1 protein-coding gene is annotated in these 457 nt (G+C 35.4%); it reads right to left on the bottom strand.

The annotated features are described in order from the left end of the window. On the bottom strand, positions 1-457 hold a 457-nt coding region (locus tag FE392_RS22395), incomplete at both ends, for a hypothetical protein (RefSeq protein WP_319931886.1).

The raw sequence follows: 457 nt of genomic DNA, 5'->3' as shown, positions 1-457 counted from the left end.
TTGTAGTTTTTCTCTTTCTCCTGAACTCCCGGGTTTGTCATCGGTGTTTTTTTCATTCACGCAAATTCCATTATTTTCTCCATCTTTGTCTCGAAAATCCTCAGGATTTACATGTTCTTCAGGAAGTTCATAATACTTTGCACCTTGCCCCCAATATTGAGTTACTCCAGCACCTTCAGCATTTTTAGGAAATCCTTTAATTTTAAAACGAACATATCCTTTAACTTTCCCATTCACAAACACGTAAAAAGCATATGTTCCATTTTCTTTGACTTTAATATCAAACTCATTCTTCTCTTGTGACGGCCTAGTCCATTTCACTAGTCCAAAATTAAAACTACAATCATTAACGAGCATCAACTCACTCAATTGAAACGTCACTACGTCTTTAGCATCACTAATCTTTAACGAAAGACTATAATAACCGCCAACAAGCCCTTTATTTTCTATGGAAACA

It is taken from the genome of Xenorhabdus santafensis (assembly GCF_033949405.1).
GTDB classification, from domain to species: Bacteria; Pseudomonadota; Gammaproteobacteria; order Enterobacterales; family Enterobacteriaceae; genus Xenorhabdus; species Xenorhabdus santafensis.
Note: the sequence above shows the minus strand (reverse complement) of the source record. Positions and strands in the feature narration are given on the sequence as shown.